Source organism: Streptomyces sp. NPDC001828, assembly GCF_042892175.1.
Classification (GTDB): domain Bacteria; phylum Actinomycetota; class Actinomycetes; order Streptomycetales; family Streptomycetaceae; genus Streptomyces.
Genome location: NZ_JBIATV010000002.1, coordinates 265,708 through 291,029, shown reverse-complemented (window position 1 = coordinate 291,029; position 25,322 = coordinate 265,708). Strand labels below are relative to the sequence as shown.

Below are 25,322 nucleotides of genomic sequence, written 5' to 3'. Positions count from 1 at the left end.
CACCCGTGACCCGGGGCTGGTCGGCTCCGGCCCCCTGGGGCTCCGCCCCAGACCCCGTTCGCGCCTAAAGGGCGCTCGTCCTCAAACTCCCCCAAGGCCTTAAGGGCCAGGGGGGACCCCCATGACGGACTGAGGATGCCCATGCCACCGGCGCCGCCAGGGGCGCGGGGAACTGCGCGAGAAGCGACCACGGCCCGCAGACGAAGACGGGTTTAAGGGGCGCGGGGAACTGCGCGACAAGCGGGCACGGCCCGAGGCCGAAAACGGGGTTAGGGGCGCGGGGAACTGCGCAATCACCCCCACGGCCCGAGGCCGAAGACGTACCCCAGGGGCGCGGGGAACGGCGCAATCCCCCACGGCCCGAAGCCGAAGACGTACCCAGGGTGCGGGGTGCGACCGCCCGCCGGCGGCCCGCGGTCGCACCCCGCACCCCCGTGGAGCGGAACCCTAGAAGGGCCCGAACTCCTTGAACTCCTGCTCCGCCTCGTCCCGCTCCGCATCCCGGTCCCGGCGCCGCTGCGCGGCAGGCCGCGGGGCCTCCAGGCGGTGGTCCTCGCCACGGCGGCCCAGCATCTCCGCACCCGCCATCATCGTCGGCTCCCAGTCGAAGACGACCGCGTTCTCCTCGGGGCCGATGGCCACGCCGTCGCCCGTGCGGGCGCCGGCCTTCATCAGGGCGTCCTCGACGCCGAGGCGGTTGAGACGGTCCGCGAGGTAGCCGACGGCCTCGTCGTTGTTGAAGTCGGTCTGGCGGATCCAGCGCTCCGGCTTCTCGCCGCGTACCCGGTAGACCTCGTTCGCCTCGTCGAAGGTGACGGTGAAGCCGGCGTCGTCCACGGCCTTCGGCCGGATGACGATGCGGGTCGCCTCCTCCTTGGGCTTGGCGGCACGCGACTCCGCGACGATCCCGGCCAGCGCGAAGGACAGCTCCTTCAGACCCGTACGGGCGACGGCCGAGGCCTCGAAGACCTGGTAGCCGCGCTCCTCCAGCTCCGGGCGGATCATGTCCGCGAGGTCCTGGCCGTCCGGGATGTCGATCTTGTTGAGGACGACGATGCGGGGCCGGTCGTCGAGCCCGCCGTACTGCTTGAGCTCCTCCTCGATGATGTCGAGGTCGGAGACCGGGTCGCGGTCGGACTCCAGGGTCGCGGTGTCCAGCACGTGCACGAGCACCGAGCAGCGCTCGACGTGCCGCAGGAACTCAAGGCCCAGGCCCTTGCCCTGGCTGGCGCCGGGGATCAGGCCGGGGACGTCCGCGATGGTGTAGACGGTCGAACCGGCCGTCACCACGCCGAGGTTGGGGACCAGGGTCGTGAACGGGTAGTCCGCGATCTTCGGCTTGGCCGCCGAGAGCACCGAGATCAGCGAGGACTTGCCGGCGCTCGGGTAGCCCACCAGGGCCACGTCGGCGACGGTCTTGAGCTCCAGGACGATGTCCGCGGACTCGCCGGGCACGCCGAGCAGTGCGAAGCCGGGGGCCTTGCGGCGGGCGGAGGCGAGCGCCGCGTTGCCGAGGCCGCCGCGGCCGCCCTGGCCCGCGATGTAGGTGGTGCCCTCGCCGACCAGGTCGGCCAGCACGTTGCCCTGCTTGTCGAGGACGACGGTGCCGTCGGGCACGGGCAGGACCAGGTCCTGGCCGTCCTTGCCGGAGCGGTTGTCGCCGGCGCCGGGCTGGCCGTTGGTGGCCTTGCGGTGCGGCGAGTGGTGGTACTCGAGAAGCGTCGTCACGGACTGGTCGACGACCAGGGTGACGTCGCCGCCACGGCCGCCGTTGCCGCCGTCCGGGCCGCCGAGCGGCTTGAACTTCTCACGGTGGACGGAGGCGCAGCCGTGGCCTCCGTTACCCGCGGCGACGTGCAGCTCGACGCGGTCCACGAAGGTGGTCATGGGATGTGCCTCCTGAGGGCCCCCGGCCGGAGGCCGAGAGAAAGTACGGGAATGTCTATCTAGTAACACGCGAAAGGCGGACCCGCTTCCCGTGGGGGAAGTGAGGTCCGCCTCCGCTTGAAACCGCTCTACGGTCGCCTAAGTGATCAGGCGGCCGGAACGATGTTCACGACCTTGCGGCCACGGTGGGTGCCGAACTGCACCGCGCCGGGCAGCAGCGCGAACAGGGTGTCGTCGCCACCGCGACCGACGCCCGCACCCGGGTGGAAGTGGGTGCCGCGCTGGCGGACCAGGATCTCACCGGCGAGCACGGTCTGACCGCCGAAGCGCTTCACACCGAGCCGCTGAGCGTTGGAGTCGCGACCGTTCCGAGTGGACGATGCGCCCTTCTTGTGTGCCATGTCTCCTCAGTCCCTTACTTCGCAGCCGTGGGGATGCCGGTGACCTTGATCGCCGTGTACTGCTGGCGGTGGCCCTGGCGACGGCGGTAACCGGTCTTGTTCTTGTACCGAAGGATGTCGATCTTGGCACCCTTGTGGTGGTCCACGATCTCGGCGGTGACCTTGATGCCGTCAAGGACCCACGGGTCGCTGGTCACGGCGTCGCCGTCGACAACGAGCAGGGTCGAGAGCTCGACCGTGTCGCCAACCTTGGCAGTGGAAATCTTGTCAACCTCAACGATGTCGCCGACAGCAACCTTGTGCTGGCGACCACCGCTGCGCACGATGGCGTACACGCGGATCTCTCTCTCGCTCGATACGGAACCCTTGAAGCCAGCCATCCCGCAGAAAGCAGGGGGCCTCCCCCGGCGGACCGGGAGGTGAGGTGCTCAGGGGTAGGCGCGTATATAAACACGCCGAGGGTCAAGGCTACGGGGCCGGGCGTGGTGGGTCAAACCAGCGTCATTACCCGCACTCCTCGGCGACGAAACCGCGCAACCAGGCCCGGAAGTCCGGGCCGAGGTCCGCCCGCTCACTGGCCAGGCGCACGATGGCCCGCAGGTAGTCCGCCCGGTCGCCGGTGTCGTACCTGCGCCCCTTGAAGACGACGCCGTGCACGGTGTCGAGCCGGTTGAGCGCGTCGGTGAGCTGGATCTCGCCGCCGCGGCCCGGTCCGGTGCGGCGCAGCGCCTCGAAGACGGCCGGGTCCAGGACGTAGCGTCCGATCACCGCCAGGTTCGAGGGTGCGGCGGACCGCTCGGGCTTCTCCACCAGGCCCGTCACGCGGACGACATCGCTCTCCCCGGCCGGCTCGACGGCCGGCTCCACGGCCGCGCAGCCGTACAGGTGGATCTGCTCGGGCGCCACCTCCATCAGCGCGACGACACTGCCGCCGAGGCGCTCCTGGACCTCCACCATGCGCGCGAGCAGCGGGTCACGGGCGTCGATGAGGTCGTCGCCGAGCAGCACCGCGAAGGGCTCGTCCCCGACGTGCGGGGCCGCGCACAGGACCGCGTGGCCGAGGCCCCTGGGATCGCCCTGGCGTACGTAGTGGACGGTCGCCAGGTCGCTGGACTCGCGGACCTTGGCGAGCCGCTCCGCGTCGCCCTTGCGGGCCAGCGCGGACTCCAGCTCGTGGTTGCGGTCGAAGTGGTCCTCCAGGGCGCGCTTGTTGCGCCCGGTGATCATGAGGACGTCCGAGAGTCCCGCCGCGACCGCCTCCTCCACCACGTACTGGATCGCCGGTTTGTCGACCACCGGCAGCATCTCCTTGGGGGTGGCCTTGGTGGCCGGCAGGAAACGCGTGCCGAGCCCGGCGGCGGGGACGACGGCTTTGCTGATCGCACTCATGCGGGGGCGGACTCTCCTTCGTACGACGAAGCCCGCCCCCGGAGTTCCGGGAGCGGGCTTCTGGGCCGTGCGTCAGTCAACTACCGCCGGGTGTAAGCCACCTGTCGGAGGCCACCTCGCGGAGGCCGCCTCGCGGAGACCACCTGCCGGCCGCTGACCGTCGACCGCCGGTCGGTGACCGACGGTCGACGGTCATCAGCTGTTATCTGTCAGCCGTCAGCCGTCAGCTGTCGGTCGACGCCGAGACCGAGGACTGCTGCTGCTCGGCGGCCGCCGTCTTCTTCGTGGCGGCCTTCTTGGCGGTCGTCTTCTTCGCCGCGGTCTTCTTGGCCGCCGTCTTCTTCGGGGTGGCGGCCTTCTTCGCGGTGGCCTTCTTCGCCGTCTTGCGGGCCGCCTTCTTGGCCGGGGCGGCCTCCTCGGCGGACTCGGCGGGCTCGGTCGACTCCGTCGGCTCGGCCGCCGGTGCGGACACCACCACGACGACCGCCGCGTCCTCGGCACCCGACGGCGAACCGGCCGGGGCCGTGGCCTTGCGGGTCGCACGGCGACGGGCCCTCGGCGGGGCGGCGACGGGCGCCTCCTCGACGGCGGGCTCGGCGACCGGCTCGGCCACCGGCTCCTGCGCCTTGGGCTCCTCGGCCTTCGGCTCGGGCTCGGTGACGACCACCACCGGCTCGGCGGTGACCGAGGCCGGGGCGCCCGCCGGAGCGGTCGCCTTGCGGGTGGCCCGGCGACGGGTGCGGCCGCCGCGCGGCGCGTCGTCCTCGATGAACGAGGCGACGGTCACCGCGGCCGGAGCCCGCACGGCCTCCGGCTCCTCGGCCTGCGCGGCCGGGGTCTCGACGGCGGCCGCACGGGGCGCGCCGGCCGGGGCCGAGGCCTTGCGGGTGGCGCGGCGGCGGGACCTGCCGCCACGGGCCGCGGCCTCCGCCTCGGCGACGCTGCCGTACAGCTCCTCGTCGGGCACGAACTCGGGCTCGGCGAGCGCCACCGGCGCCGCGATCTCAGCGGCGACCTCGGCCTCGGACTCGACGTGCTCGGCGTCCACGGCGTCGTGCTCGTGGGTGTGCTGGTCGTGCTCGTGCTGGTCGTGCTCGGCACCGCCGCGGCCGCGCTTCTTCGCGCGCTTGCCCGCACCGGAACCGGCCGCGGCCGGCTGCTCCATGTGCACGATCACGCCGCGCCCGTTGCAGTGGACGCAGGTCTCCGAGAACGACTCCAACAGGCCCTGGCCGACCCGCTTGCGGGTCATCTGGACCAGGCCGAGCGAGGTGACCTCGGCCACCTGGTGCTTGGTGCGGTCGCGGCCCAGGCATTCGAGCAGCCGGCGCAGGACCAGGTCGCGGTTGGACTCCAGGACCATGTCGATGAAGTCGATGACGACGATGCCGCCCAGGTCGCGCAGCCGCAGCTGGCGCACGATCTCCTCGGCCGCTTCGAGGTTGTTCCTCGTCACGGTCTCTTCGAGGTTGCCGCCCTGGCCGGTGAACTTGCCGGTGTTGACGTCGACGACGATCATCGCCTCGGTCTTGTCGATCACCAGCGAGCCGCCGGACGGCAGCCAGACCTTGCGGTCCAGGGCCTTCGCCAGCTGCTCGTCGATCCGGTACGTCGCGAAGACGTCGACCTCGCTGGTCCAGCGCGAGAGCCGCTCGGTGAGGTCGGGCGCCACGTGCGCGACGTAGCCGTGGATGGTCTCCCACGCCTCGTCACCGCTGACGATGACCTTCGTGAAGTCCTCGTTGAAGATGTCGCGGACGACCCGGACGGTCATGTCCGGCTCGCCGTAGAGCAGCGACGGCGAGGACGTCGAGATCTGGTTGGCCTTCTTCTGGATGTCGGCCCACTGCGCCTGCAGGCGCTCGACGTCACGGCGCAGCTCGTCCTCGCTCGCGCCTTCGGCCGCGGTGCGCACGATGACGCCCGCGTCCTCGGGGACGATCTTCTTGAGGATGGTCTTCAGGCGCGCGCGCTCGGTGTCGGGCAGCTTGCGGCTGATGCCGGTCATCGAGCCCTCGGGCACGTAGACCAGGTAGCGGCCGGGCAGCGAGACCTGGCTGGTCAGGCGGGCGCCCTTGTGGCCGATGGGGTCCTTCGTCACCTGGACGAGCACCGACTGGCCGGACTTGAGGGCGGCTTCGATGCGGCGCGGGCCGTTGCCCATGCCGAGCGACTCGAAGTTGACCTCACCGGCGTACAGGACGGCGTTGCGGCCCTTGCCGATGTCGACGAACGCGGCCTCCATGGACGGCAGCACGTTCTGGACCTTGCCCAGGTAGACGTTGCCGACGTACGAGGTGGCCTGCTCCTTGTTGACGTAGTGCTCGACGAGCACGTTGTCTTCCAGGACGCCGATCTGGGTGCGCTCGCCGCTCTGGCGGACGACCATGACGCGCTCGACGGCCTCGCGGCGGGCCAGGAACTCGGCCTCGGTGATGATCGGGACGCGGCGGCGGCCCTGCTCGCGGCCCTCGCGGCGGCGCTGCTTCTTCGCCTCCAGACGCGTCGAGCCCTTGATGGACTGGACCTCGTCGGAGGAGGTGGAGCCGGAGGCGGCCTCGATGCGCTCGCGGGTCGTGCGGGGCTCGCGGACCTTGACGACGGTGCGCTCCGGGTCGTCGGAGCCCTGCTCGCCCTCGGGGCCCGCGTCGCCGGAGCGGCGACGGCGGCGGCGCCGGCGACGGCTGCTGCTGGTTCCGGCGGCGGACGGGGTGCCGTCCTCGTCTTCGTCGTCGTCTTCGGACTCGGACTCGGCGGGGGCGTCGTTGGTGTCGGCCTGGTCGGCCTGCTCGTACGTCTCCTCCGCGGCGTCCTCGGCCTCGGCGGACTCGCCACGGCGACGGCGGCGGCCGCCACGGCGGCGACGGCGCGAGGGGCGGTCGTCGTCGGAGTCGTCGGACTCCGCGTCGGCGTCGGCCTCGGCGGCCTCATCGATGTGCTCGTCGGCGGGCTCTTCGACGGCCTTGTCCTGGACGGGCTCGGCGCTCTCGCCACGGCGGCGGCGACGGCGCGAGCGGCCCTGCGGCTCGGCGGCGGCCGGCTCGGCGGCCTCGACGACGGTCTCCTCGGCCTCGGCGGGCTCGGGCTCCTCGACGCGGGAGGCGGCAGCGGCGGCCGCGGCCGTCTCCGGCGTCTGGAACATCGGCTCGGTGAAGACGGGGGCCTGGAACACGGCGACGGCGGGGCGCGTGGCGCGGCGGCGGGAGCGCCCGGTGGGCTCCTCCGTCTGCGCGGCGGGCTGCGGCTCGACCGGCGTGAACTGCGGGCTGGACGCGCGGCGGCGGCTCCGGCCCCGGGGGGCCTCGTCCTCGGCGGCGGGCGCCTGGGCCTTGGCGGGCTCCTCGGCGGCGGCCTGCGGCGCGGCGGCGGGTGCGGTGGCCTGGCGGGTGGCGCGGCGACGGGTGCGCGGGGCGGGGGCCTCGGCGACCGGGGCCTCGGCGGCGACCTCTTCGGTCTCCTCGGCTTCCTCGGCCTCGGCGGGCTCCTCGGCCTCGACGACCTCGGCGACGGCCGGGGCCGCGACGGTGGTCTGCGGCGCGGTGGCCTTGCGGGTGGCGCGGCGGCGGGTGCGCGGGGCGGGGGCCTCGGCGGCTTCCTCGGCGGCCTCGGGCACCTCGGCGACGGCGGCCGGAGCGGCCTCGACGATCTCCTCGGCGGCCTGCGGGGCGCCGGCCGGGGCCGTCGCCTTGCGGGTGGCGCGACGGCGGGTGCGCGGCGCGGGCGCCTCGGCGGTGTCGGCGGCCTCTTCGGCAGCGGGTGCCTCGGCCACCACGGGGGCGGCCTCGACGATCTCCTCGGCGGCCTGCGGGGCGCCGGCGGGGGCCGTCGCCTTGCGGGTCGCACGGCGACGGGCACGCGGCGCCGGAGCCTCGGCGGCCTCATCGGCAGCGGGTGCCTCGGGCGCGGCGGGGGTTTCGGTGCTCTCGTCGGCGGCCTGCGGGGCGCCGGCCGGGGCCGTCGCCTTGCGGGTCGCACGGCGGCGGGTGCGCGGCGCGGGCGTCTCTTCGGAGGCGGCCGGTGCGGCCGGCTCGGCGGCCTGGGCCGTGGTGCCGGCGGTCTCCGCCGTGTCGGCGGCCTCCGCGTTGGGTGCGCCCACCGGCGGACCGGCGGGTCGCGACGCCGCGCGGCGCCTGCGGCGCGGCGGCAGCGTGTCGCTGGGGCTGTTCTGTTCGTTGTCCCCGGTGGTGCCGGGTTCGTTCTGCTCAAGCATGCGGGCGTAGCTCCCGTCACGCTCCCGGGCGCCGCGCCTGTTCCGGTCCGGCGGCACGACCCGCGTGATGTGCGCGGGTGCCGCCGTCCGGGGCGCGGGCGCCGCACGGGAGCTGATATGTCTGGCTCGCCGGTTCCGTACGCGGTGTGCGTACGGCCTGGCGAAAGTCTTTTAGGTCAGTGCGCGGCCCGACCCAGGTGGCTCCCGAGTGCCAGGGCTGCGCTACGACGACCGCCCTTACGCGGCGGGACCTTCCGGCGCCGTCGCAGAGACGGTCCCGGCGGCCGTTTGTGGAGCGGCCGGGGCTGCCTCGCGGTCGGGCGCGAGCGGGTCGGTCACCGTGCCGGACTCCTCGTCGAAGAGCCCCTGCGCCAGCCTGGTCACCGCTGCGGGGACCGGCGGCGCCAGGTCGGCCACAGCTCGGAGACCGGACAGGACGTCGTCGGGTCGTACAGCAGGTGTCAGGTGCCGTACTACCAGCCGCAGTATCGCACAGGCGTCGTCGAGAGGCCTATCAGCCTGCGGAGGAAGCGCCTGGAGGTCGGCGACCGCACCTCTGGTGTCGAAGGTGCGCATGCCGTTCTTGGTCTTGCGCTGGACCTCGACACTCTCGGCGGCGAGGAACGTCGCGACGGCCTTTTCGGCGGCCTCGACGGTGACGCCTTCCAGGCGCAGCTCCCACACGGAGGCGGTCAGCCGGTCGGCGAGGCCCGAGGTGCGGACCTCGACGGCGTCGATGATGTCGAGCCCGGTGGGCAGCGACTCGTCGAGCAGGTCGCGCAGGGTCGCGGGGTCGCGCTGTGCGGTGAGCGCGATCTCCAGGTATTCGGCCTCGGAGCCGACGCCGGTGGGTGCGGCGTTCGCGTACGACACCTTGGGGTGCGGGGTGAAGCCCGCCGAGTAGGCCATGGGGACCTCGGCGCGCCGGAGGGCGCGCTCGAAGGCGCGCTGGAAGTCGCGGTGGCTGGTGAACCGGAGGCGGCCGCGCTTGGTGTAGCGCAGTCGGATGCGCTGCACCGCAGGTGCGGGCGGCGGGCCTTCGGGCTGTCGCTTGCCCAGTGGTTCTTCTCCTCGGTGCGGGGCGGGCGCGGTGAGCGCCGCCCACCGTCCTGTGGGGGTCCCTCCGGTCGCGGCCGGCTCGCCACCCGGCTCATCCCTCCGTTTCGCGGAGGGAGATCTCGGGGGCGGGCACCGCGCCGGAGGCAGTAGTTGTACTACCCAGAGTACGCGCCCGGTGCCCGGCCCGTTCCCGGGGCGGCCCGCCGACCAGCGCCCGCCAGGCCTCCTGCCGGGCCGTGCGTACGCTCTCGCGGGCCGAGGCGACGGCCTCGCGTGCGGCGCGCCCCGCGCCGCGGACGGCCTCGCCGACGGCGCGGCCCACGACGAGCGCGGCCCGCCCGGCCGGCCGCAGCACCGCGTCCCGCACCCAGTGTCCGGCCGGCGTGAGCAGTACGACGTACACCCGGCGCACCGGTCGCCCGACGAGGTTCCAGCCGAGCCACTTGAACCCCCGGCCGACCGCCCGGGACACGTACCCCGCGATCCGCCAGGCGTGCCCGACGGCCTGCCCGACCTCCCGCACCACCACGACCAGCGCCCGCCCGAGCGGCGTGAGCACGTGCCGGTACAGCCACACCACGGGTACCACGAGGAGCACCACGACCAGCGCGCCAAGCCCTCGCGCCACCGCGAGCAGGCCCGCGCCAACCGCCTTGCCCAGCAAGGCGGTTGCGTGGCCGAGCGGGGTGAGGACGTGTCGGTACAGCCAGGTGCCGGGCACGTGGAGGCCGTAGTGCAGGAGGGGTTGGAGGAGGCGGCGCCACAGTGTGGCCGGTGTCCAGACGAAGGCGGCCCACAGCACCCGGCCGAGGCCCGCGCCGAGCATCCTGAGGACCCATGCGAGGCCCCCGCCGAGCGTGTTGACGGCCCACGCGACGGCCCGCCCGAGCGGTGTCAGGACGGACCGGAACAGCCATCCGATGGGGGCTACGACCAGGGTCGCGGCGAGCCGTGCCACGCCCCGGCCGAGCGCGGCGATCCCGGCCCCGACCAGCGCTGCCAGCCAGGCAGTCGCGTGGCCGAGGGGCGTCAGTACGGACCGGTACGACCACCCGAACGGGATCACGACCAGCGCCCGCCACAGCGGCACGAGCACGGTCCGGCGCAGCGCCTTCGCGCCGGTGGCGAGCAGGTCCCACATCAGGCGGACGGGGACGACGAGCACCAGCACCACGATCCGTACCGGGATGCGGATCGCGACGGTGAGGCAGCCTTCGGGGCCCTGCGGGGCCGACCGGTTCTCCATACCGTCGGGGACGCGCGAAGGGCCCCGTGCCGTTGCGGCAGGGGGCCCTTCGTGATCAGGCGGTTATGCGCCGGGCGGGGCGGTCAGCTCTTCACCGTGAGCGGCAGCAGCTTCTTGCCCGTGGGGCCGATCTGGATGCTGGTGTCCATCTGGGGGCACACCCCGCAGTCGAAGCAGGGCGTCCAGCGGCAGTCCTCGACCTCGGTCTCGTCGAGCGAGTCCTGCCAGTCCTCCCAGAGCCAGTCCTTGTCGAGGCCCGAGTCGAGGTGGTCCCAGGGCAGGACTTCCTCGTAGGTGCGCTCGCGGGTGGTGTACCAGTCGACGTCCACGCCGAAGGCGGGCAGCGTCTTGTCGGCGCAGGCCATCCAGCGGTCGTAGGAGAAGTGCTCGCGCCAGCCGTCGAAGCGGCCGCCGTCCTCGTAGACGGCGCGGATGACGGCGCCGACACGGCGGTCGCCGCGCGAGAGCAGGCCCTCGACGATGCCGGGCTTGCCGTCGTGGTAGCGGAAGCCGATGGAGCGGCCGTACTTCTTGTCGCCGCGGATCTTGTCGCGGAGCTTGGTGAGCCGCGCGTCGGTGTCCTCGGCGCTGAGCTGCGGCGCCCACTGGAACGGGGTGTGCGGCTTGGGCACGAAGCCGCCGATGGAGACGGTGCAGCGGATGTCGTTCTGCCCGGAGACCTCGCGGCCCTTGGCGATGACGTTGACCGCCATGTCGCCGATCTGCAGGACGTCCTCGTCGGTCTCGGTGGGCAGGCCGCACATGAAGTACAGCTTCACCTGGCGCCAGCCGTTGCCGTACGCGGTCGCGACGGTACGGATGAGGTCCTCTTCGGAGACCATCTTGTTGATGACCTTGCGCATGCGCTCGGAGCCGCCCTCGGGGGCGAACGTGAGGCCCGAGCGGCGGCCGTTGCGGGTCAGTTCGTTGGCGAGGTCGACGTTGAAGGCGTCCACGCGGGTCGAGGGCAGCGAGAGGCCGATCTTGTCCTCGGTGTAGCGGTCCGCGAGGCCCTTGGCGATGTCACCGATCTCGCTGTGGTCCGCGGAGGACAGCGAGAGCAGGCCGACCTCCTCGAAGCCGGTCGCCTTGAGGCCCTTCTCCACCATTTCGCCGATGCCGGTGATGCTTCGCTCCCGCACGGGGCGCGTGATCATGCCGGCCTGGCAGAAGCGGCAGCCACGGGTGCAGCCGCGGAAGATCTCCACGGACATGCGCTCGTGGACGGTCTCGGCGAGCGGGACCAGGGGCTGCTTGGGGTAGGGCCACTCGTCGAGGTCCATGACGGTGTGCTTGGAGACCCGCCACGGCACGCCCGACCTGTTCGGCACGACCCGCGCGATGCGGCCGTCCGCCAGGTACTCGACGTCGTAGAAGGCGGGGACATAGACGCCGCCCGTCCGCGACAGGCGGAACAGGACCTCTTCGCGGCCGCCGGGGCACCCTTCGGCCTTCCAGCCGCGGATGATCTCGGTCATGTCGAGGACGGCCTGCTCGCCGTCTCCGATGACCGCGCAGTCGATGAAGTCCGCGATCGGCTCGGGGTTGAAGGCCGCGTGGCCGCCCGCGAGGACGATCGGGTCGTCGATCGTGCGGTCCTTGGACTCCAGCGGGATGCCCGCGAGGTCCAGGGCCGTGAGCATGTTGGTGTAGCCGAGCTCGGTGGAGAAGCTGAGGCCGAACACGTCGAAGGCGCGCAGCGGGCGGTGGGAGTCCACGGTGAACTGCGGCACCTGGTGCTCGCGCATGAGTTCTTCCATGTCCGGCCACACGCTGTACGTGCGCTCGGCGAGGACGCCCTCGCGCTCGTTCAGTACCTCGTAGAGGATCATGACGCCCTGGTTGGGCAGCCCGACCTCGTACGCGTCCGGGTACATGAGCGCCCAGCGGACGTCACACTCGTCCCAGGCCTTGACGGTGGAGTTGAGCTCACCGCCGACGTACTGGATCGGCTTCTGCACATGCGGGAGCAGCGCTTCGAGCTGTGGGAAGACGGACTCGGCAGACATCTCGACCTTCGTGGGCTGGCAGGGGGCGACTCTCTAGCGTAACGCGAGCCGCGCCGCCCCCTCGCACGACGATCGAGGGGGCGGCTCGCGCGACGGTCACGAGGCGGCCGTCAGGCGCCTGCGGAGCTTCGCCCCGGACGCGCGCGCCCACACGGCGGGCAGTTCGCGCTCGCGCCGCGCCGCCGCCGCCTCCTCGCGGCCGTACAGGAGCCCCCAGGTGAACGCGGACTCGCCGGCCGCGTGGGCCTGGGCGGCCAGGATCCGCAGCTGGTCGCGGGCGACGACGCTGTCCTGGTGGTCGCCGAGCCGGCTCTGTACGGCCTTGATCCGTTTGGCGAACTTCTTGGCGGGCCTGCCGAGCGCGGGGGTCGCGGCCTCGGCGGAGTACCGGGCGCGCTTGGCGGCCTTGCGGGCCTCGTGCAGGGCGAGGTCGCGCTGGTGGCCGGAGGCGAGGCCGAGGGCGCTGTGGATGCGGCCGTCGAGGCGCCGGTAGTCCTTGAGCAGGGCTTTGGGCAGCACGTCGGCGGCGGGCCGGGCGGCCGCGGGGCGCAGGGGCGGGTCGGCGAGGAGGGCGTCGAGGGTGGCGAGCAGGGCGAGGTAGCGCTCGCCGTCGAGAACGGCGACGGTCCGGTGCCGGGCGCCGGTGTGGCGGGCCGTGCTCCAGATCCGCAGCCGGGCGCGGACCGGGCCGAGCAGCAGGGTGCCGGGCACGGCCTTGAGGTGGGAGCGCAGGCGGGCGGTGAGGACTTCCCGGTCGCGGTCGACGCCGAGTTCGCCCGCGAGCCATTTGAGTTCCTCGCCGACGGGGTCGGTGACGGCCCGGTCGAGCACTTTGGCGTACGACTTGAACGCGCTGCGCAGCCGGCGGGTGGCGACCCTCATCTGGTGGACGGCGTCGGGCAGTTCGCGGCGTACGGCCGGGTCGTGGGCGACGAGGGAGTCGCGCTGGGCGCGCAGGTAGGCGAGCACCTCGGCGCCGGCGGTGCCGTCGGCGGGCCGGGCGTCCTTGCCGGCGCCGTCCTCGCGCGGGAGCGTCTCGCGCAGCGCGCGGGCGACCTTGGAGGTGCTCGGCGAGGGCCGGATGCCCGCCTTGCGCAGTGCCTTCTCCACACCGTCCAGGATGCTCTCGTCGTGGACGCCGTCGGCGAGCTCGACCTCGATCTCGGTCCAGGCGGTGCTGGAGGCGCCCTCGACGAGGCCCTGGGCGCGGACGGTGTCGACGCTGAGCTCGGCGAGCGGGGTGTCGTCGTCGGCCAGCAGATGACAGACCTCGCGGGACGACAACAGCCTTACGACGGGGACGAGTTGGCGATCGCGGACGCGCGAGCGCAGCAGGGCCGAGAGCGTCGGCGGCAGGTCGTCGGAGAGCGGGGCGCGCAGCTCGTCGCGGATGCCCTTGGCGACGGGGAACTTCAGGTGCCAGCCGGCGTCGGCGCCGCCCGTCCTGCGGCGCAGGGTGAGGGAGTCGGCGTCCAGGCGCAGGTCCTGGGTGTCGTAGTAGACGGCGTCGAGGTCGACGGCGCCCCGCGCGACGACGGCGGCGATACCGGGGACTCTGGTCAGGTCGGGGAGACGGGCCGGGTTCCCGTCCGGGGTGGGGAACTCGAATTTCCGCTCGATCTCGCGCTTCGTGTCCGCCATGTTCCGACCCTAGACGCGATCGGCGCCCTGCGGCAGGGCGCCGGACCGGCCAAGCTTCGCCGGTCCGGCGCCCTCGTCCGCTATGCCGCTATGCCGTTATCGGCCGCTGGACCCGGATCGACTGGAGCAGCCCTATGGCGACCCACACCGCGAACATGGACGACCCTCCGTAGGAGACGAAGGGCAGCGGGATGCCGGCGACGGGCATGATGCCGAGCGTCATGCCGATGTTCTCGAAGGACTGGAAGGCGAACCAGGCGATGATGCCGGCGGCGACGATGGTGCCGTACAGCTCGGTCGTCTCACGGGCGATGCGGCAGGCCCGCCACAGGATGACCCCGATGAGCACGATGATCAGGCCCGCGCCGACGAAGCCCAGTTCCTCTCCGGCGACCGTGAAGACGAAGTCCGTCTGCTGTTCGGGCACGAACTGGCCGGTGGTCTGGGAGCCCTTGAAGAGCCCGGTGCCGGTCAGGCCGCCGGAGCCGATCGCGATCCTGGCCTGCCCGGTGTTGTAGCCGACGCCGGCCGGGTCGAGGTTGGGGTTGGCGAAGGCCGCGAAACGGTTGATCTGGTACTTGTCCAGTATCCCGAGGGCGGCGACGAGGACCGCGCCGACCACTCCCGCGCCGAGCAGCCCGAAGATCCAGCGGTTGGAGGCCCCGGAGGACAGCAGCACGCCGAGGATGATCACCACGATGACCATGGTGGAGCCGAGGTCGGGCATCAGCATGATGCAGCCGATCGGGATCATCGCGAGGCCGAGGGCCTTCATCACCGTGCGGTGGTCGGGGTGCGGCTGGTCGCCCGCGTCGACGCGGGCGGCGAGCAGCATCGCCATGCACAGGATGATCGCGATCTTCGCGAACTCGGAGGGCTGGAGGGAGAATCCGCCGCCGAGCACGATCCAGGAGTGCGCGCCGTTGACGGTGGCGCCGAGCGGCGAGAGCACCGCGAGCAGCAGCAGGATGGAGAGCCCGTACAGGATGGGGACCGCGCCGCGCAGGGTGCGGTGGCCGAGCCAGATGGTGCCGATCATCAGGCAGAGCCCGATGCCGGCGTTCATGGCGTGCCGGATCAGGAAGTAGTACGGGTCGCCCTGGTTGATGCTGGTGCGGTTGCGGGTGGCGGACCACACCAGGAGCGAGCCGATGCAGCAGAGCGCGAGGGCCGCGAGCAGCAGCGGCCAGTCGAGCCGGCGCACCACCGAGTCGCGTGCGGTCAGTTTGGCGAAGGCTCCGCGCTCCTTGGGGGCGTAGCGCGGGACGGAGAAACCTGCCATGGCGCTAGTCCCTCCGTGGGTTGCGGTTGTCGACGTTGGTGGCCGGGTCGTTGGGCTGCGGCTGGCCGTTGGGCTGGGGCTGCCCGTCGGGCTGCTGCTTGCCCTTGGTCTTGCCGGCGTCCGGGTCGTAGGCGGCGATCGTCGGCGCGTCGATGGAGCCGTCGGGCTGGATCTTGGGCAGGGACTGCTCGGGCTCGGGGAGCAGGGCGCGCTTGAGGTCCTGGTGGCCGGCGTCGTCGACGCCGTACATCGCCTCGTAGATCTTGCGCACGGCCTCACCGGAGGCGCCGGAACCCGTACCGGCCTGGGCGATCGTCATGACGACCGTGTAGTCCTTGGAGTACGTGGCGAGCCAGGAGGTGGTCTGCTTGCCGTAGACCTCGGCGGTGCCGGTCTTGGCGTGCAGCTCGATCTTGTCCTGCGGCCAGCCCTGGAACTTCCAGGCGGCGGTGCCGCTGGTGACGACGCCCGCGAGCGCCTTGTTGAAGCCGTCGAGGGTGGCCTGGGTGACCGGCAGCTTGCCGTTGACCTTCGGCTTGATCTCCTGGACGGACTTGCCGTCGGCGCTGATGATCGCCTTGCCGATGGTCGGGGCGTGCATGGTGCCGCCGTTGGCGATCGCCCCGTAGATCATGGCCTCCTGGATCGGCGTGACGAGGGTGTCGCCCTGGCCGATGGAGTAGTTGATCGAGTCGCCCTCGCGCATCTTGTTGCCTTCGAGGCAGTTCTCGTACGCGATCTTCTCGACGTAGGTGCCGTCCTTCTTGCCGGTCTTGCACCAGCTGTCCTTCATGGAAGTGAAGAGGTTCTCCTTCCACTGCCGGTCCGGGACGCGGCCGGTGACCTCGTTGGGCAGGTCCACGCCGGTGACCTTGCCGAGGCCGAACTGGTGGGCCGCCTTGTAGAAGTAGTCCTTGGGCTGGCCCTTCTTCGGGTTGATCCCGCCGTCCTTCTTCCACTCGTTGTCGGCGAGCCCGTAGAAGACGGTGTCGCAGGAGACCTCGAGGGCCCGGCCGAGCGAGATGGGGCCGAAGCTCTCACCCTCGAAGTTCTTGAAGACCTGTCCGCCCACCGAGTAGGAGCTGGTGCAGGGGTAGCCACCGTCCCACTTGTAGCCGGCCTCGACGGCGGCGGCCGTGGAGACCACCTTGAAGGTCGAGCCGGGTGCGGCCTGACCCTGTATGGCGCGGTTCAGCAACGGGTAGTCGCTGTCCTTGCCGGTGAGCGCCTGGTAGTCCTTGGCGGAGATGCCGCCGACCCAGACGTTCGGGTCGTAGTTCGGCGCCGACGCCATGGCGACGACGCGGCCGGTCTTGGCCTCCATGACGACGACCGCGCCGGAGTCCGCCTTGTAGTTCTCGTTGGTGATCTTGTCGAACTGCTGGCGGGCGGCCTTCATCGCGTAGTCGAGCTCGTACTCGGCGACCGCCTGCACGCGTGCGTCTATCGACGTGACGACGTTCGCGCCGGGCTGGGCCTTGTCGCTCTGCGCCTGCCCGATGACGCGGCCGAGGTTGTCGACCTCGTACCGGGTGATGCCGGCCTTGCCGCGCAGCTGCTTGTCGTAGGTGCGCTCAAGGCCCGAGCGGCCGACCTGGTCGGAGCGCAGGTAGGGCGAGTCGGTGTCCTTGGCCTTGGTGATCTCGTCGTCGGTGACGGGCGAGAGGTAGCCGAGCACCTGGGCGGTGTTGGCCTTGCCGGGCGCGGGGTAGCGGCGCACGGCGGTGGGGTCGGCGGTGATGCCCGGGAAGTCCTCGGAGCGCTCGCGGATCTGCAGGGCCTGCTGGGTGGTGGCCTTGTCGGTCACCGGGATCGGCTGGTACGGCGAGCCGTTCCAGCAGGGCTTGGGGGTCTTGGCGTCGCAGAGCCTGACCTTGTCCATGACGTCCTGCGGCTTCATGCCGAGCACGGCCGCGAGCCGGGTCAGGACGGCCTTGCCCTTGTCGGGCATCTTCGACAGGTCGGTGCGCGAGGCGGAGACCACCAGGCGGGTCTCGTTGTCGGCGAGCGGAACGCCTCGGGCGTCCAGGATCGAGCCGCGCACGGCGGGCTGGACGACCTGCTGGACGTGGTTGTTCTTGGCCTCGTCCTCGTACTCCTGGCCGTTGCGGATCTGCAGGTACCACAGGCGGCCGCCCAGCGTGAGCAGCAGCGAGAAGACCAGGATCTGGATGATGACGAGCCGGATCTGCACCCGGGGGGTGCGGCCGGTCTCGGGAATGTTGCTCATGCCTTGACGACCCCCTGGTTCACAGACGCTTGACGCCCTTGATGCGACCGGCGCGGGCCGCTCTGTTCCTGGCGGCCTTGATCCGCAGGCCGCCGCGCTGGCCGCCGACGCGCAGGCCGGTACCGCCGGCGAGCCAGCCGGAGGTGATGTTGCTCTTGGGGCTGCCGTTGCCCGTGGTCTCGCCGAGCGGATCGTTCTCGGCCCGCCGGGCGATCGCCATGATCAGCGGCACCGTGAACGGCGCGAGCAGCAGGTCGTAGACGGCGGCCGTGAACAGCAGGCTGGGCAGGCCGACATGGCGGGCCGCGGTGTCCCCCACCAGGGCGCCGACGGTGGCGTAGAGCAGCGTCGAGCCGATGGCCGCGCCGACCACCACCAGCATCGGCCCGGCCGCGGTGCGCAGCCGCCCGTGGTCGGGCTTGGCGAGCCCCGCGAGGTAGCCGATCACGCACAGGACGAGGGCGTAGCGCCCGGCGGCGTGGTCGGCGGGCGGGGCGAGGTCGGTGAGCAGACCGGCGCCGAATCCGACGAAGGCACCGCCGAGGTGGCCGTAGACCAGGGCCAGGCCGAGCACGGTCAGGAGCACCAAGTCCGGTACGGCACCGGGCAGTTGGAGGCGGGCGAGGACGCTCACCTGGATGACGAGGGCGATGACGACCAGGGCGGCGGAGAGGATGACCCTGTTGACACGCATCTGGATCAGCTCCTACTGCTCGCCGTCGGCGTTGGCGTTGCCTTGGCCGTTCGGATCACCGTTGTTGGGATTCGGATTGGCGTTCCCGTTCGGAGGGTTGGCCTGGCCGGCCGGGGGGTTGGCCTGGCCGGCGGGCTGGTTCGGCTTCGCGTTCGGGTCGGGGTTGCCGTCGGCGTTGGCGTTCGCGTTCTGGTTGGCGATCTCGGTGTTGCCCTGGCCGTTCGGCGTCGGGTTCCCGGACGGGGTGGCCGTGACGGTGACCGTCGGGATCGGGGTCGGCTTGGGCTTGGCGGGCAGCACCTGGTCGCGCGGGTCGGTGCGCGGGGCCTGGACGACGACGCCGACGATGTCGAGCTTGGTGAAGCCGACGTAGGGACGTACGTAGATGGTGCGCGTGAGGTCGCCGCCCGAGGGGTCGACCTTGACGACCTCGCCGACGGGGACGCCGGGCACGAAGGGCTTGTCGGCCTGCGAGCCGAAGGTCACCAGACGGTCGCCGGGGTTGACCTTGGCCTTGCCGTTGAGGAGCTGGACGGACAGCGGCCGGTCGCCGTGACCGGTGGCGAAGCCCAGCTCGTCGCTGCTCTCCATGCGGGTGCCGACGGTGAAGTCGGGGTCGTTGGCGAGCAGCACGGTCGAGGTGGAGGGGCCGACGGTGGTGACCCGGCCGACCAGGCCGTCGCCGTTGAGCACCGTCATGTCGCGCTTGATGCCGTCGTTGGACCCGGCGTCGATGGTGACCGTCCAGGAGAAGCCCTGGGCCGCTCCTATGGCGACGACCTGGGCGGCCTTGATGCCGTACTGGCCCTCGCCGGCGGTCTTCAGCATCGCGTCGAGCTGGTTCAGGCGGCTGCGGTTGCGGGAGTCGCTGCCGAGCTTCTGCTTGAGCGCCTCGTTCTCGGCCTGCAGGGTGGAGATCCTGTCGTGGCGCTTGCCGGAGTCGCGCACCGCGCCGATCGCGTTGCCGACCGGGTCGACCGCGGCCGCGACCCCGTTCTCCACCGGTCCGAAGACGGCCGCGGCGGCCTGCCGGGCGCCGTCCACCGGTGAATTCGCCCCTCCTCTGATGTCCACCGTGATCAGTGCGAACGCTACGGCGATCAGCAGCACCAGAAGCAGCCGGCTCTCTCGTGTGTCCCTCACGTGCGGCGGCCGTGCCTTCCTCGTAGGAATGTGGGTGATCTACAAGATCTCTTCGATCTGTATATCAACGATCCGCCGTACGGGTTGGCAGTGACCCATACGGCGGACAGCAGGCCCCGAGGGGCTATCGGCGGGGCTGTGCGTCGAGCACCTGCTGGAGTGCTTCGAACTCCTCCACGCACTTGCCGGAGCCCAGGGCGACCGAGTCCAGCGGGTCCTCGGCGATGTGGATCGGCATGCCCGTCTCGCGGCGCAGCCGCTCGTCCAGGCCGCGCAGCAGGGCGCCGCCGCCGGTCAGCACGATGCCGCGGTCCATGATGTCGCCGGAGAGTTCCGGCGGGCACTTGTCGAGGGTGGTCTTCACGGCGTCGACGATCGCGTTGACGGGTTCCTCGATCGCCTTGCGCACCTCGGCGGCGGAGATCACGACGGTCTTCGGCAGGCCGGAGACGAGGTCGCGGCCGCGGATCTCGGTGTGCTCGTCCTTGTCGAGGTCGTAGGCGGAACCGATCGTGATCTTGATCTGCTCCGCGGTCCGCTCACCGAGGAGGAGCGAGTACTCCTTCTTGATGTGCTGGATGATCGCGTTGTCGAGCTCGTCGCCCGCGACCCGGATCGACTGGGCCGTGACGATTCCGCCGAGCGAGATCACGGCGACCTCGGTGGTGCCGCCACCGATGTCGACGACCATGTTGCCGGTGGCCTCGTGCACCGGCAGACCCGAGCCGATGGCCGCGGCCATGGGCTCCTCGATGATGTGCACCTGGCGGGCGCCCGCCTGGGTGGAGGCCTCGATGACGGCGCGGCGCTCGACTCCCGTGATGCCCGAGGGCACACAGACCACGACGCGCGGGCGGGCCAGATACCGGCGCTTGTGGATCTTCAGAATGAAGTAGCGGAGCATCCGCTCGGTGATTTCGAAGTCGGCGATCACGCCGTCCTTCAGCGGCCGTACGGCAACGATGTTGCCCGGCGTACGGCCGATCATCTTCTTGGCTTCCGCGCCGACCGCCAGGATGCCGCCGGTGTTGGTGTTGATGGCGACGACGGACGGCTCGTTCAGGACGATTCCGCGGCCCCTGACGTACACCAGCGTGTTGGCGGTCCCGAGGTCGACAGCCATGTCACGGCCGATGAACGACATTTTGTTGCTCCCCATGAGGATGCGTCCGGCCTTCCCTAATCGAGCGTTGACGGCTTCTCAGGTCGGCGAGGTGGGTGCGTTGAGCGTGAGGGCCCATCGTAGTCCGGCCTGCACGGACACGGCGCGGTGGTCCACCTCAGTATTGGTGACGTCGTGTCGGGGCGATGCGTTCCCGAAGTCACCGCGCATATGCCCAGGGACGACCGAAATTCCTTCGGTCGCCCCAGGTCGTGAGCGCTATATGGCTGACATTGCGTCAGTAAACGGGTCAGCTGCGGCCCGGGAAGAAAATCTTCAGTTCTCGCTCCGCGGACTCCTCGGAGTCCGAGGCGTGGATGAGGTTTTCCCGGACGATGGTGCCGAAGTCGCCACGGATGGACCCCGGGGCCGCCGCGATCGGGTCGGTGGGACCCGCCAACTGGCGTACACCCTCGATGACGCGCTCACCCTCGACGACCAGGGCGACGACCGGACCCGAGGACATGAACTCCACGAGCGGCTCGTAGAAGGGCTTGCCCTTGTGCTCGCCGTAGTGCTGCTCCAGGGTGTCCTGATCCAGGGTGCGCAGCTCAAGGGCGGTGATCTGCCAGCCGGCCTTGCGCTCGATGCGGCCGATGATCTCCCCGACCAGCGAGCGGCGGACGGCGTCCGGCTTGAGGAGGACGAGGGTGCGCTGCGTCATGGTGTGCGGCTCCTTGGCAAACGTGTGCGGTCCGCCGAGATTACCGGGTGTAGCCGAAGGCCCGACACCCGGTCCCGCCACCGCCTCCTAGGCCTGCGCCTGGGCCTCGGCCTGGGCCGCGAATCTCGCCTTCGCCTCGTCGATCTTGCGGCCGTAGTGGACCGAGGCCCACCACAGGGCGGCGAACAGCGCGCCCATGAAGAACATCAGCGGGACGGCGAAACCGCTCGCGATCAGGGCGATCTGGAGGGCCCAGCCGAGCTCGACGCCGCCGCGCCGGCCGAGCATCCCGCACAGCAGCACCGAGAGCAGCATGCCGATGCCGCACACCGTCCACACGGTGGTGGTGGCGAGGCCGGGGTCCTTCATCGCGACGAGGCCCGCGAAGGCGATCACGAAGAATTCACCGATCAGGGTGGACGCGCAGAGCGTACGCATCGGGTCAGCCCCTCTTCAGCAGCAGCCGGGCGTCGCCGACCGTGAACACGGAGCCGGTGACGAGGACGCCCGCGCCCGCGTACTCGTCCTCCTCCTCGGCCAGGGTGATGGCGGCCTCGATGGCGTCGTCCAGACGGGGCTCGACCACGACCCGCTCGTCGCCGAACACCTCGACGGCGAGCGCCGCCAGCTCGTCCACGTCCATGGAGCGCATCGACGCGTTCGCGGTGACCACGACCTCGGCGAAGACCGGCTCGAACGCTTCGAGCAGCCCCTTGACGTCCTTGTCGGCGCTGGCGGCGACCACGCCGATCAGGCGCGAGGAGCCGAACGCCTCGGTCAGGCCGTCGGCGGTGGCCCGCGCGCCCGCCGGGTTGTGCGCGGCGTCCAGGACGACGGTCGGCGAGCGGCGCACGACTTCCAGGCGGCCCGGCGTCACGACGGAGGCGAACGCCTTGCGGACGGTGTCGATGTCGAGCGGGCCCGGCTGCTGCGAGCCGACGCCGAAGAACGCCTCGACCGCGGCGAGGGCCACCGCCGCGTTGTGCGCCTGGTGGGCGCCGTACAGCGGCAGGAAGATCTCCTCGTACTCGCCGCCGAGGCCGCGCAGCGTCAGGAGCTGGCCGCCGACGGCGACCTCGCGGCCCACGATGCCGAACTCCATGCCCTCGCGGGCCACCGTCGCGTCCGTCTCGACGGCCTTCTTGAGCATGACCTGCGCCGCGTCCACCGGCTGCTGGGCCAGGATCACGGTCGCGTCCTGCTTGATGATCCCGGACTTCTCCGTGGCGATCTCGGCGGTCGTGTTGCCCAGGCGGTCGGTGTGGTCGAGGTCGATGGGGGTGACGACGGCGACGCCGGCGTCGATGACGTTCGTCGCGTCCCAGGTGCCGCCCATGCCGACCTCGACGACCGCCACGTCCACCGGGGCGTCCGCGAAGGCCGCGTAGGCCATGCCGGTGAGGACCTCGAAGAAGGAGAGCCGGAACTCCTCCCGGGCGTCGACCATCTCGACGTACGGCTTGATGTCCTCGTACGTCTCGATGAAGCGCTCGGCGGGAATCGGCAGGCCGTCCAGGCTGATCCGCTCGGTGATCGACTGGACGTGCGGCGAGGTGTAGCGCCCGGTGCGCAGCTCGAAGGCGCCGAGCAGGGCCTCGATCATGCGGGCGGTGGAGGTCTTGCCGTTGGTCCCGGTGATGTGGATCGTCGGGTAGGCGCGCTGCGGCTCCCCGAGGACGTCCATCAGGGCGGCGATCCGGGTGACGGAAGGCTCCAGCTTGGTCTCGCCCCAGCGGCCCGCGAGCTCGGTCTCGACCGCGCGCAGCGCCGCGTCCACCTCGGGGTCGGCCGGGCGGCCCGGCACGGCTTCGCCCTGGGGCTGTACGCCGTGGGTGCGCAGGGTGCGGCTGCCGGCCTCGATCACCGCCAGGTCGGGGTCTCGTTCGGTCTCGGCTTCGACGATTCCGTCGAAGTCATCGGCTTCACTGCGGTCGGGCTGCTCGGTCACGGGACCAGTCTACGGAGGGGTACCGACAGGACCTTGGACCCGCCCCTTTCGGGACGTTCGGCCCCCGGGTCCCCGGGGCCGTCCGGGCAAACTTGGCGATCATGGACATAGGGATCGACCTCGGCACCGCCAACACGCTTCTGTACGCCAGGGGGCAGGGCATCGTGCTCAACGAGCCGTCCGTGGTGGCGATGAAGGAGGGCGGCCGCACGGCCCTCGCCGTCGGCACGGAGGCCAAGGAGACCATCGGCCGGACCCCCGGTTCGATCACCGCGATCCGGCCGCTGCGGGACGGCGTGATCAGCGACTACGAGGCGGCGGAGGAGATGATCCGCCACTTCGTGAAGAAGGCCGTGCCGGGCCGCCGACCGCGCACCCGCATGGTGGTGTGCGTGCCGAGCGGGGTGACCCCGGTGGAGCGGCGCGCGATCGTGCACGCCGCTCAGCGCTCCGGCGCCAAGGCCGTGCACCTCATCGAGGAACCCATGGCGGCGGCGATCGGGGCCGGGCTTCCGGTCGCGGAGCCGCGCGGCTCGATGGTGGTGGACATCGGCGGCGGCACCACCGAGGTCGCCGTGATCTCGCTCGGCGGCATCGTGACCTCGCAGTCCCTGCGGGTGGGCGGCGACCGCCTGGACACCGCGATCACGGACTATGTGCGCAAGGAGCACTCGCTGCTCATAGGCGAGCGCACCGCCGAGGACGTCAAGTGCGCGATCGGGTCGGCGTGGCCGGTGCCGGGCAACGAGGAGCTGGAGGAGCGGGCCTTCACGATCCGGGGCCGCGAGAAGGTGGGCGGCCTGCCCAAGACGCTGTCGCTCACCGCGCGCGAGGTGCGGGCCGCCCTCGACGAGCCCGTGGAGTCGATCATCGCGGCGGTGAAGGTCACCCTGGAGGAGTGCCCGCCGGAGCTGTCCGGCGATGTGATGGAGCACGGCATCGTCCTGACCGGCGGCGGCGCCCTGCTGCCCGGCCTCGACCTGCGGATGGCGTCGGCGACCGGCATCCCCGTGTTCGTGGCGGACGACCCGCTGGACTGCGTGGCGCTCGGCTCGGGCAAGTGCGTGGAGGACTTCGACCAGTTGCAGAAGCTGCTCGTCGGCACGTAGGCGCCGGGCGGGCGCGGGCGGCGGAGCCCGGGCCACCGGGGCCGTGGCCGGGCCCGGTCAGCCGACCGCGCCCGCCGGAAGCGTCGCCCGCACCTCGTACGTGGTGTCGGTACGGGTCGTCGCGAGCGAGCCGCCCATGCTCTCCACCCGCTCCCGCATCGAGAAGGTCCCCGTCCCCGTGGAGACCGGGGCCTTCACCGGGGCCGAGCGCGGCAGCGGGTTCTGCACGGTGACCACCAGGTCGCCCGCGGCGAGCCGGATGGTCACCGCGACCGGTTCGCCCCGCGCGTGCTTGACCGAGTTGGTCAGGCACTCCTGGACCACCCGGTAGACGGCGGCCTGCCGCAGCGGGGACAGCCGGTGCGCGGCCTCCTCTATGTCGAGGCCGACCGGCGTGCCCGCGCTCCGGCTCTCCTCCGCCAGCGCGTGCAGCCCGTCGATGCCGGGCGTGGCGGTGCGTTCGTCCGCGCGCCGCACGATGATCTCGTTCAGCATGAGGTGGGCGTGGCGCGCGGTGTCGGCGAGTTCCTCGAAGTCCTTGTGGTGCGGCTCGTTCCTGGCCCGCATCGCGAGCACCTCGGAACGCACCGCGAGCATCGTCAGCTCCCGGCCCACCATGTCGTGCACGTCCCGGGCCACCGACACCCGCTCGGCCTGCACGGCCTGCAGGGCCGCGGTCTCGGCCCGCTGGGCCTCCAACTCGTGGACGAGGTCGTGGCGGTAGGCCGAGATGCCGACGCCGGAGGCGAGCACACCCACCGGCACCACGATCGCCAGGAACGAACTGAGCGTCTCGCCCCGGGTGTCGGGCCAGCCCGGCAGGTTGAACAGGACGTACGCCACCGCGATGTACCCGATGGTGGCGAGGACCCCCGCGCGCCGGCCCCGGAACCGGCCGATCGAGTACAGCGCGAACTGGACCAGGTTCAGCTGGTGCAGCCAGCCCAGGAAGAACAGCGAGACCAGGTACGGCAGCCACGGCCAGCGGCGCCGGAAGAACAGGGTGGCCGCGCCCAGGGCGAGAACGGGCGGGGCGGTGTAACTGTTGAGGGAGTTGTCGGCCTTGGCGAGGCCGGGCACGTCCAGGACCATCAGGCCGAAGCAGCTCAGCGCTATCAGCGCGTCCAGGGCGCGCTCCTCGCCCACCCAGCGCGTGCTCACGGCACGCGCCGCCGCCAGCGCGCGCTGCGGCGCGGAGGGGGAGGGCGGGGTGTGCATGCCCTCCATCATCCAAGGTCTTTGGGCCCG

At 71.6% G+C, this 25,322-nt stretch carries 19 protein-coding genes; 1 reads left to right on the top strand and 18 read right to left on the bottom strand.

Translation table 11 applies throughout. From position 1 onward, the window contains the following. Nucleotides 1–447: 447 nt before the first annotated feature. From obgE to ACFYZA_RS08125, 17 genes are all read right to left on the bottom strand, one after another. On the bottom strand, nt 448–1,887 hold the full coding sequence (gene obgE / locus ACFYZA_RS08205) for a GTPase ObgE (protein ID WP_382588570.1): 1,440 nt from the start codon (nt 1,885–1,887) through the stop codon (nt 448–450). Nucleotides 1,888–2,033: 146 nt separating this feature from the next. Continuing rightward, nucleotides 2,034–2,288: a 50S ribosomal protein L27 gene (gene rpmA / locus ACFYZA_RS08200; RefSeq protein ID WP_100578238.1), complete on the bottom strand. Its 255-nt coding sequence runs from the start codon at nt 2,286–2,288 to the stop codon at nt 2,034–2,036. Nucleotides 2,289–2,302: 14 nt separating this feature from the next. Next, on the bottom strand, nt 2,303–2,623 hold the full coding sequence (rplU, locus tag ACFYZA_RS08195) for a 50S ribosomal protein L21 (protein WP_010062939.1): 321 nt from the start codon (nt 2,621–2,623) through the stop codon (nt 2,303–2,305). Nucleotides 2,624–2,792: 169 nt separating this feature from the next. Further along, a complete protein-coding gene (gene galU / locus ACFYZA_RS08190) occupies nt 2,793–3,677 on the bottom strand; it encodes a UTP--glucose-1-phosphate uridylyltransferase GalU (protein ID WP_388488475.1) in 885 nt (294 codons plus the stop codon). A gap of 223 nt (nt 3,678–3,900) precedes the next feature. Beyond that, complete coding sequence (locus tag ACFYZA_RS08185) at nt 3,901–7,887, bottom strand: Rne/Rng family ribonuclease (protein ID WP_388488472.1); 3,987 nt, start codon at nt 7,885–7,887, stop codon at nt 3,901–3,903. A 237-nt stretch (nt 7,888–8,124) separates the two neighbouring features. After that, nucleotides 8,125–8,904 (bottom strand): TIGR03936 family radical SAM-associated protein, encoded by a 780-nt coding sequence (locus tag ACFYZA_RS08180; protein ID WP_388488469.1) that lies wholly within the window; start codon nt 8,902–8,904, stop codon nt 8,125–8,127. Between the two features lie 133 nt (nt 8,905–9,037). After that, nucleotides 9,038–10,192: a hypothetical protein gene (locus tag ACFYZA_RS08175; protein WP_388488466.1), complete on the bottom strand. Its 1,155-nt coding sequence runs from the start codon at nt 10,190–10,192 to the stop codon at nt 9,038–9,040. An 83-nt stretch (nt 10,193–10,275) separates the two neighbouring features. After that, the gene (locus ACFYZA_RS08170; RefSeq protein WP_382588559.1) at nt 10,276–12,201 is read right to left on the bottom strand and encodes a TIGR03960 family B12-binding radical SAM protein; all 1,926 of its coding nucleotides are present in this window, start codon (nt 12,199–12,201) and stop codon (nt 10,276–10,278) included. Nucleotides 12,202–12,297: 96 nt separating this feature from the next. Beyond that, nucleotides 12,298–13,842: a CHAD domain-containing protein gene (locus ACFYZA_RS08165; protein ID WP_388488463.1), complete on the bottom strand. Its 1,545-nt coding sequence runs from the start codon at nt 13,840–13,842 to the stop codon at nt 12,298–12,300. 88 nt (nt 13,843–13,930) lie between these two features. Further along, the gene (gene rodA, locus ACFYZA_RS08160) at nt 13,931–15,124 is read right to left on the bottom strand and encodes a rod shape-determining protein RodA (RefSeq protein ID WP_382588556.1); all 1,194 of its coding nucleotides are present in this window, start codon (nt 15,122–15,124) and stop codon (nt 13,931–13,933) included. A 4-nt stretch (nt 15,125–15,128) separates the two neighbouring features. Next, nucleotides 15,129–17,354, bottom strand: coding sequence for a penicillin-binding protein 2 (gene mrdA, locus ACFYZA_RS08155; RefSeq protein ID WP_388488459.1), 2,226 nt, complete (start codon nt 17,352–17,354; stop codon nt 15,129–15,131). Nucleotides 17,355–17,373: 19 nt separating this feature from the next. Further along, entirely contained in the window at nt 17,374–18,048 is a 675-nt protein-coding gene (gene mreD / locus ACFYZA_RS08150) for a rod shape-determining protein MreD (protein ID WP_382588552.1), read from the bottom strand. A 12-nt stretch (nt 18,049–18,060) separates the two neighbouring features. After that, nucleotides 18,061–19,191: a rod shape-determining protein MreC gene (mreC, locus tag ACFYZA_RS08145; protein ID WP_382588550.1), complete on the bottom strand. Its 1,131-nt coding sequence runs from the start codon at nt 19,189–19,191 to the stop codon at nt 18,061–18,063. Between the two features lie 124 nt (nt 19,192–19,315). Then, nucleotides 19,316–20,335, bottom strand: a complete 1,020-nt coding sequence (locus ACFYZA_RS08140; protein ID WP_053727412.1) for a rod shape-determining protein — start codon at nt 20,333–20,335, stop codon at nt 19,316–19,318. 268 nt (nt 20,336–20,603) lie between these two features. After that, the gene (gene ndk / locus ACFYZA_RS08135) at nt 20,604–21,017 is read right to left on the bottom strand and encodes a nucleoside-diphosphate kinase (protein WP_382588548.1); all 414 of its coding nucleotides are present in this window, start codon (nt 21,015–21,017) and stop codon (nt 20,604–20,606) included. Between the two features lie 87 nt (nt 21,018–21,104). After that, nucleotides 21,105–21,455, bottom strand: coding sequence for a DUF4233 domain-containing protein (locus ACFYZA_RS08130; protein WP_382588546.1), 351 nt, complete (start codon nt 21,453–21,455; stop codon nt 21,105–21,107). 4 nt (nt 21,456–21,459) lie between these two features. Further along, entirely contained in the window at nt 21,460–22,965 is a 1,506-nt protein-coding gene (locus tag ACFYZA_RS08125; protein WP_388488454.1) for a bifunctional folylpolyglutamate synthase/dihydrofolate synthase, read from the bottom strand. 101 nt (nt 22,966–23,066) lie between these two features. Between ACFYZA_RS08125 and ACFYZA_RS08120 the strand changes: the two genes are divergently transcribed. Then, complete coding sequence (locus tag ACFYZA_RS08120) at nt 23,067–24,074, top strand: rod shape-determining protein (RefSeq protein ID WP_382588542.1); 1,008 nt, start codon at nt 23,067–23,069, stop codon at nt 24,072–24,074. A gap of 57 nt (nt 24,075–24,131) precedes the next feature. On the opposite strand, the gene ACFYZA_RS08115 is transcribed toward ACFYZA_RS08120, so the two are convergent. Beyond that, nucleotides 24,132–25,292 carry a sensor histidine kinase gene (locus ACFYZA_RS08115; protein ID WP_382588540.1) on the bottom strand — a complete coding sequence of 387 codons (1,161 nt, stop codon included), beginning with the start codon at nt 25,290–25,292 and terminating at the stop codon, nt 24,132–24,134. Between the last annotated feature and the right edge of the window lie 30 nt (nt 25,293–25,322).

What these genes read in the sequence shown, in the direction of transcription:
- obgE (WP_382588570.1), bottom strand. Translation starts at nt 1,887, where the DNA reads ATGACCACCTTCGTGGACCGCGTCGAGCTGCACGTCGCCGCGGGTAAC.
- ndk (WP_382588548.1), bottom strand. Translation starts at nt 21,017, where the DNA reads ATGACGCAGCGCACCCTCGTCCTCCTCAAGCCGGACGCCGTCCGCCGC.
- ACFYZA_RS08170 (WP_382588559.1), bottom strand. Translation starts at nt 12,201, where the DNA reads ATGTCTGCCGAGTCCGTCTTCCCACAGCTCGAAGCGCTGCTCCCGCAT.
- rpmA (WP_100578238.1), bottom strand. Translation starts at nt 2,288, where the DNA reads ATGGCACACAAGAAGGGCGCATCGTCCACTCGGAACGGTCGCGACTCC.
- ACFYZA_RS08120 (WP_382588542.1), top strand. Translation starts at nt 23,067, where the DNA reads ATGGACATAGGGATCGACCTCGGCACCGCCAACACGCTTCTGTACGCC.
- ACFYZA_RS08175 (WP_388488466.1), bottom strand. Translation starts at nt 10,192, where the DNA reads ATGGAGAACCGGTCGGCCCCGCAGGGCCCCGAAGGCTGCCTCACCGTC.
- ACFYZA_RS08130 (WP_382588546.1), bottom strand. Translation starts at nt 21,455, where the DNA reads ATGCGTACGCTCTGCGCGTCCACCCTGATCGGTGAATTCTTCGTGATC.
- mreD (WP_382588552.1), bottom strand. Translation starts at nt 18,048, where the DNA reads ATGCGTGTCAACAGGGTCATCCTCTCCGCCGCCCTGGTCGTCATCGCC.
- mrdA (WP_388488459.1), bottom strand. Translation starts at nt 17,354, where the DNA reads ATGAGCAACATTCCCGAGACCGGCCGCACCCCCCGGGTGCAGATCCGG.
- rodA (WP_382588556.1), bottom strand. Translation starts at nt 15,124, where the DNA reads ATGGCAGGTTTCTCCGTCCCGCGCTACGCCCCCAAGGAGCGCGGAGCC.
- ACFYZA_RS08140 (WP_053727412.1), bottom strand. Translation starts at nt 20,335, where the DNA reads ATGTCGTTCATCGGCCGTGACATGGCTGTCGACCTCGGGACCGCCAAC.
- ACFYZA_RS08185 (WP_388488472.1), bottom strand. Translation starts at nt 7,887, where the DNA reads ATGCTTGAGCAGAACGAACCCGGCACCACCGGGGACAACGAACAGAAC.
- ACFYZA_RS08165 (WP_388488463.1), bottom strand. Translation starts at nt 13,842, where the DNA reads ATGGCGGACACGAAGCGCGAGATCGAGCGGAAATTCGAGTTCCCCACC.
- ACFYZA_RS08115 (WP_382588540.1), bottom strand. Translation starts at nt 25,292, where the DNA reads ATGCACACCCCGCCCTCCCCCTCCGCGCCGCAGCGCGCGCTGGCGGCG.
- galU (WP_388488475.1), bottom strand. Translation starts at nt 3,677, where the DNA reads ATGAGTGCGATCAGCAAAGCCGTCGTCCCCGCCGCCGGGCTCGGCACG.